Here is a 7,197-nt window from a genome sequence, read left to right on the forward strand (position 1 = left end):
TGGCGGTCAGGGGTGGTCATCGGGGGTCCGGGGGGTGGGGCCACGCTCAAAGGTGGAGCGCCCACTTTATGCTTCCCGGGTGAATGGGGTGCCCAACGAACATTTTCGAACCTAGGAATATCCTACATCTGTCAGATCAAGTCTTGGCAAGTACACCCAAAATGGTCAAAATATTTACTGGCAAACCCCCACCCCATGACATAAACAAGTGCGAGAATCAGACCAACGATGGAGAGAGATTCGAAGATTGAATGTTTCAACAGCGTCTTATCCGGGTTGCTGCCGTTGATGCTGTTTTTGGCCATAGCCTATCCTTTTTTTACAAAGAAAATAAAATCAATCACCGCGGACCCATTCATCGCCTAATTTTGATTTTCTCCTCCAGCATGGGGCACAATATGGGTCGCCCTTTCCAACTAAAATTAATCGGTCTCTTTCTGCCCAAATATCAGAGTAAAAGCTCTTGTATTCATTATCATCTGGATTAAAGCATTTTATTCGCGGGAGATCTTCCAGACTGCTGAGAGGACACCATCGGCATTGACTGGTCTTGTTGTTCAGGGTGTAATCAAATACACAGAAGCAATCAGACTCCAGATCAGGTATGTTATGCGGTTTCGGACCCATGCTGACAGGAGAGATGGATGAGCGTTTTTGGCATTCCGGTTCATTGATGGGTATTAAATTTGACTTTTTGAAAAGCCCAAAATCCCGCCACTCTTCTTTCTCATCTGTTTTACAGAAGGCAATGAAATATTTGGCGTTTTCGTGAGCTACGGGAAAGCGGATGCAAGGTTTGATGATCGCTTCGGCGTTGGAATCTGCCCTGAGGCAAAATTGATCCGGTTCTGATTGTGCCTCCTGAAAAGGGAAGAGGAGGAGCGCCAACAGGAGGAAGAAAAGTTGAGTCAGGCGTTGCTGCTTATGGTTCATCATTACTCCCTGCTCTGCAAATCAGGATAGGAGGTATCCTAGCGAAGGCTCAGGGTCTGAAATCATTCATGGATTTCAAACGCCATCAAAAAGCACACCTGAGAAAAACCACAGGTTGCTCGACGGTTTGTTTTTCCTGTGAGATTGGTCGCGCCTTTTTCCGGAGGCGAGGCCCATTTTTCAACTTTACCACAAACGGAGCTTGCTCTTTGAACCACTTTCTCCCCATATCCATGGGGCCTGCGGTCAGGAGTTCTTCCCATCCAGCCATGAGATCTCCCTTACCCACCTTTACCAGGCTCCCTAGTTGATCGAAACGCCTTTCCTGGCAACGACTTTTCATCAACTCTTCGGCTTCTCGGATGTCGTCTGGGACGGATGATCTTTCCAGACGCGATCCCTTGGTCGGGGTGCGAATTTCGATGATCCCGTTGATTCCCAGTTCGGATGAGGCGGTGATGGTGGAGAGAGGGTCGGAGATCATATGATCCACAGTGATGGTGATATCCCCGCCGTTCCCGAGATTTGCATCGGCATTAATTCGGCTGTTATCGAGGATGGCCAGGGTAGAGTCGATGGTAACGTCCCCACCATTCCCAATACTATCCTCGTCCTCCGCCGGGGTGATGATTTGGCTGTTAGACAGGTGTAGGAGCAACCCGGCTGTCAGGTGGATGTCTCCACCATTGGCGATTTCCGCTCTGGTAGTGATGCTGGTATTTTCACTCATTAAAATCCGTTCTGCTGATATATGGACATCTCCAGAATCACCAGCGTCAGAAGCCGTCGAGGTGCTCTCAGCGTGAATATCTCCCCCACCCATGATGCGAAGGGTGCCCGTGTGGATGTCGATCCAGCCACCTTGCCCTGAGTCGGTGGTGGTGCTGGAAATGGAACCGGTATCATCCATAAGGATCATCTCACCGACATCAATATCGATGGAGGCTCCCGTACCACTTCCTGATGTCTCACTGGTGATGAAGGCATCGATCAGGTGCAGCTCACCGCCGATATCGATATCGATGCCCCCCACATCTCCGGAATCGAAGCTATCGGAGCGCAAGGTGGAAAAGCTATCCATAAGCAGATCACCTTCGGCTGAAACGGCTATCAAGCCGGAGCTACCACTCCCGGTTGATGCGACATTTTCAATCCGGTAGCCGCTCATCTCGATGGACCCAAAAGTGGAGAGGGTAATATCTCCAGCATCTCCGGCGTCACGGGTGATTGTTTGAAGTTGCCCATCGTTATCAAAAATGATTCGGGAATCACCAGAAATGATTGCTGAGCCTGCTTGTCCAGCATCATAGGTGGAGATTTCAATCTGACCGGCATTGATGGAAATTTCACCCGTCGCTTCCAAAACAACCGAGCCGCCATTCCGAGCGGATTGGGTAAAATTGTTGATGGTAGCGCCCGTGAGTTGGATATCCCCTTGGGCAGAGAGACCGACTCCCCCCCCTTCAGTGACCTCAAGATGCCCGCCATTAACGACGATATCCCCACCGCTGAAGGTGATGCTTTCCCCTTCGACCATCTTGATATTCGTTTCTTCGAGGCCAATCCCTTCGGGCTGCTCGGAGAGAAACCCAAACTCAGCAGGGGCGGCTGTGGAAAAAATGCTCTCTCCATCAAGGGCTATATAGAGCCGATCGTTTGCTCCCAGCTCCAGATAATCCGCAGTGGCGGCATGGAATGAGCCGCTGATATCAATCGATCCATTTTTGCCGAAGATGATGCCGTTGGGGTTGATCAGATAGAAGTCAGCCCCACTGATGCTGGATTTAATAGTTCCGTCGATCCAAGAGTCGTTTCCACCAGTGACACGGCTGATGATGTGGGTGATGGTGTCCGCTCCCGAGAAAGAGGCGGTTTGACCGGCTTCCAGGTTAAACTCACTGAAGCTGTGAAAGAGATTGCTTCCCTCCTGCCGGCCCATGTCGGAGGAGATATCATATGCACCACTTTCTCCCGGGGAGAGAGGCCCGGTCTCCCCCGGATTCATGGAGCCATCCAGGGAGATGCCACCGCCACTGCCGGCATGACCAGGGGGCGGGCTGACGAGGCAACCGAGTAGCGCCAGAAAGGCGAGGCCCTGGCGTGTCAGCATGACCGGGAAGCCAATTTTCTATTTGATGACTTCGAAGCCATCGATATCGATCACCGGATTGTTGTGAGATTGATTTCCCTCCACCTTGATCCACAAGGTGTGTTCGCCATCCTCCAGGTTTTCCTTTTCGTAGAGCGTGGATTGAAACTCGATGGGAGGCGTGAAATAGAAGGGCACATCCCCCTTGCAGATCCCGTCGACACACACCTTGGCCTTGCCACCGAAGGGGGTTTTTTGGCCTTTCCAGCGGATGCCGGTGCCGTTGAATTTGACCACCGCCAGGGAGCCTTTTTGTCCGGAAAAGATCCGCCGGCCACCGGAGCAGGGGGAGCAGGTGGTGGGGGTCCAAGTGCCGTCATAGGTGATCATCGGGTCATACTCCTCGATCCAGACCGTGGAGGCGGCATCACAGGCATCCCCTATGTCGTCCCCATCGGCGTCGGCTTGGTTAGCATTGGCGTTGTCCGGGCAATTGTCCAGCGAGTCGGAAACCCCATCCCCATCCCGGTCCACCACGACTGAAAGATCTGTAGTCATGGCAATGGTGAGTTCGAGCAGGCTCTCATCCTCCAGCACCTCCGCAGTCAAGACCACGGTTTCGTAGCCATCGGCCTGGACGGTGACGGTGACCTCGCCGGGCTTTTGGGAAAGAAGAAACTCGGCAGCCGGGGCCAGGGCGGTGGTCTCCACGCTGTTGCCGCTCTCCACGTGCTGAACCGTTACAGTCGCGCCATAGATCAATTCGTTGCTCTCCCCGTCATACACATGGCCCGAGACATAGCCGACCCGATCGTTGGTGTTGTCTGTTTCGAAGTGCCACACCTCCTCACTCACCGTCCGCCCCCCATAGCCATCCAGCGCCTCCACCTTCCAGTAGTAGATCATGCCATCCTCCAGGCCGTCGTCGGGTCCCACATAGGCGGCGGGGATGGTGAGCTCCTCTTGGCGAATCACCTCCACTTCGAAGTCGTCGTCCTTGGCGATGATCAGGGTATAGGTGACATAATCCTCGGGGTCGTCATCGGTAGTGGCCTCCCACTGAAACACCCCCGTGGTGCGGATCGAAGCGCCATCCTCGGGAGTGAGCAGGCTGAAGTCGTTGGGGGAGTGGTTGTCCGCATGGTTTTTATAGACCACCGAACGTTCCATGGGGGAGAGGGTCTCGGTGTCCTGGTCCTGGACGAAATAGTAGATCTCATAGCGCCCGGCCTCTTCGAAATAATCCTCCTCATACCAATACCAGTCGTTTCCATCCTCGCTATCCCGCTTCATGAATTTTTTGGTCAGCTCCAGCTCCACCTGCTCGGTGCCACTCTGTTCCGGGAGTTCCTGGTCGGGATGGCGGATTTCGATCCAAGGGCTCAGATCCAACCGGGCGCTGTCGTTGACCGTGAGTTGGAGGGTGTCGCTATCTTCATTGGCATTGAGGAAAATCGTCCCGCTCGTGGTGAGGATTTCCGCCGGGTTGCCGGGGGCGTTGATCACATAGTCGAGGCCAGCCCCCAGATAGTGTTCTGTAGAAAGTTGGCCATCTCCCCCCAGATCGTTCAACACATTGCTGCCGATACCGTCCCCGTCATCATCCAGCAGGGGGTGCTGTATGGCGTTGTCGAAATAGGGTGGGATTTCTATCCACCAGTCGCTCCTCTGGGTATAGATTTCGGTGGCTTCGGTAGCGGTCTGGAAAGCCTCTTTAAGACCCACACCCCTCCCCCAGGCCTTGAAGAGCTCTTCCAAAAAATATTCCCCCACCCGAATCTCATCGTTTTCCCGTGGCCCTTTGAAGGAGACTTCGTCATCAGCGGCGCTGGTTACCACGATGCGGTTATTCCCGGAAACCTCCGGAATAAAGCTGCCGGAATAGCACGCCCCCACCACCACGACTCGGGCTTTTCCCAAAGCCTCTTCCTCCAGTTCCGCTTCCAGGCTATTCAACCAACCATCGATATCGGTGGGGGAGAGGGTTTCATCGCTGTCCAGATAAAATTTTTCCGCCTCCCCATGGTCCACCAAGATCAGATAGAGCGGGGCAGGAGTGCCGTCCATGAGGGGGGGAATTGTTTGGGTAAGCAGCTTTTCAATGGTGGTTTTGGTGGGAGAGAGAATATCACTGTCCTCATCGGGATGATTCCCATATCCCACATACCAGATGTGGCTCTCTTCAAAGCCACGATCGATGAGGCTTTGATAGATCCGGTCGGTGGTTTTTTGGTGGGCGGCCTGCCCCTCCTCATCACTCTCGATCCGCCCCTGCACGATCACCGCATAGCCGGCAGTCTCTCCCACCCAGAGGGTTTCGGTGGCGCTGCTGCTGCTGAGGAAACCTTCGTTTTCATCGTTGTAGGAGACGACGATTTCATAGTGGCCATCGTAATTGAACGGCACAACATCACTAAAGGTGAAAAAGCCATCCTCATCCGATTCCGTGGTATAGTTCAGGGTCGAACCGTTGGGATCCGTTACCGCCAGATGGATCTCCTGTACCAAGCTAATGCCTCCACTGCCAGCCAGGTTCAACCGCCCGGAAAAAGTAACCTCCTCCCCCTGGAAAACCGAGCTGCTCGACATCGCCAAGGAGATTTCCGTCTGCCACTGGCCACCCGTATAGGAGTAGACAAAGATGCGGTTGGTTTCGGTGGCATTGCCGGTGAGATCGGAGGCCTTGACCGTGATCGAATAAGCCTCCCCAACTGCCCAAAGATCATCATCCGTAAATTCCAATACCCAGCTGCTCCAATCGGAATCCGTGCTGGCTGTTATCCAACTGTCGGTGGTGGTCCAGCGCTGAAAACCGTCTTCTTGTTTCAGATAATTACCGTACCCGTCCTTGATCTGGAGCTCGACCGCGGCGATTCCGGTTCCATAGTCCATGGCAGAACCGTAGGGGTCTTGAACAACAAGGAGGGGGCTGTTGTTGTCCGGATAGGATACTTCCAGCTCCGGGCTCCAATAATCAGCTGCTGAGGTGGAATCTGTTGGATCGGTGAAATCTTTCAACTCATCCAGATTGGAAAAACCGTCCCCATCCAGATCACCATCTATATCAGAAGGATCATCGGGATCCAAACCATACCGTTCCTCAAAAGGATCGGGCATTCCATCCTCATCTCGGTCCAAACCTAAAAGGTTTAACAAGCCTTCATTATCCTGATCAACAACAGGATGAATGAGACGCTCACCAAAACCAATCTGGCCGTGCTGATTGCTTCCCCAAATCCATGGGATATCATCTTCGGTTATAGCTACGGTGTGAGCCCCACCCGCATCAACTAAATTTACATTAGTTAGAGTTAAAACCTGGACGGGAACAGCGCTATTTTCGGATAAACCATTCCCGAGCTGGCCATTATCGTTGCGCCCCCAAGCCCAAAGGTTTCCATCCGACTTAATAGCGAAAGAATGAGATCCCCCTGTCGCAATTTGTTTCACATCCTGAAAATCAGAAACTTGGACAGGTTGGAAACGGTCCTCAGTGGTACCATCTCCAAGCTGTCCATAGCTGTTATCCCCCCAAGCCCAAACTGTCCCATCCAATTTTAGTGCCATTGAGTGAGTATTGTGCGAAGCAATTTGGATTATATCTGACAAACCGGAGATTTGGATTGGTGTTGAACTGTTATCTGTTGTACCATTACCAAGTTGCCCATGATCGTTGCGCCCCAAAGACCATACAGTCCCATCTGATTTTAATACGATATTATAATAGTCTCCAGATGACACTTGAACAACTTCAGACAGGCTTGAAATCTGCACAGGTTCAGAACGATATCCTGTAACATCATCACCTAGCTGCCCAAAAGAATTATCCCCCCAAGCCCAGAGGGTACCGTCTGACTTGACAGCTAAATTATGATAAACACCAGAAACAACATGAACTACATCTGACAGTTCAGAGACCTGAGAGAGAGAAGAACTGACAATATCAGCGTCAGTGGTAGCATTCTCAGATGCAAGCCAATAAACCTTATCATCGCCCCAAGTCCACACTGTCCCATCAGATTTTACAGCAGCAGAAAAATAATAACTTGACGATACATTCGTTGCATCAGTAAGACCGAAAATCTGGATAAGGGTCGAACCTGAATCGGTGACTTTGTACTGAGACGCCCAGCCCCGTGCTCTCGGGCCAGCACTTCGACCACCGGAACCTCCAT

At 52.3% G+C, this 7,197-nt stretch carries 4 protein-coding genes; all 4 read right to left on the reverse strand.

What is annotated here, in order from left to right:
- Positions 1-131: 131 nt before the first annotated feature.
- The 4 genes from HQL52_19370 to HQL52_19385 all read right to left on the reverse strand — a co-directional run bounded on the left by HQL52_19370 (position 132) and on the right by HQL52_19385 (position 6,577).
- Positions 132-305: a hypothetical protein gene (locus HQL52_19370; protein MBF0371602.1), complete on the reverse strand. Its 174-nt coding sequence runs from the start codon at positions 303-305 to the stop codon at positions 132-134.
- A 31-nt stretch (positions 306-336) separates the two neighbouring features.
- Entirely contained in the window at positions 337-936 is a 600-nt protein-coding gene (locus HQL52_19375) for a hypothetical protein (GenBank protein ID MBF0371603.1), read from the reverse strand.
- Between the two features lie 82 nt (positions 937-1,018).
- On the reverse strand, positions 1,019-3,043 hold the full coding sequence (locus tag HQL52_19380; GenBank protein ID MBF0371604.1) for a filamentous hemagglutinin N-terminal domain-containing protein: 2,025 nt from the start codon (positions 3,041-3,043) through the stop codon (positions 1,019-1,021).
- An 18-nt stretch (positions 3,044-3,061) separates the two neighbouring features.
- Complete coding sequence (locus HQL52_19385) at positions 3,062-6,577, reverse strand: hypothetical protein (GenBank protein ID MBF0371605.1); 3,516 nt, start codon at positions 6,575-6,577, stop codon at positions 3,062-3,064.
- Positions 6,578-7,197 lie beyond the last annotated feature (620 nt).

Source organism: Magnetococcales bacterium (assembly GCA_015232395.1).
Taxonomy (GTDB): Bacteria; Pseudomonadota; Magnetococcia; order Magnetococcales; family JADFZT01; genus JADFZT01.

Excerpts from the sequence above, each read along its gene's own strand:
- HQL52_19380 (MBF0371604.1), bottom strand. The coding sequence starts at position 3,043 with ATGCTGACACGCCAGGGCCTCGCCTTTCTGGCGCTACTCGGTTGCCTC.
- HQL52_19375 (MBF0371603.1), bottom strand. The coding sequence starts at position 936 with ATGATGAACCATAAGCAGCAACGCCTGACTCAACTTTTCTTCCTCCTG.
- HQL52_19370 (MBF0371602.1), bottom strand. The coding sequence starts at position 305 with ATGGCCAAAAACAGCATCAACGGCAGCAACCCGGATAAGACGCTGTTG.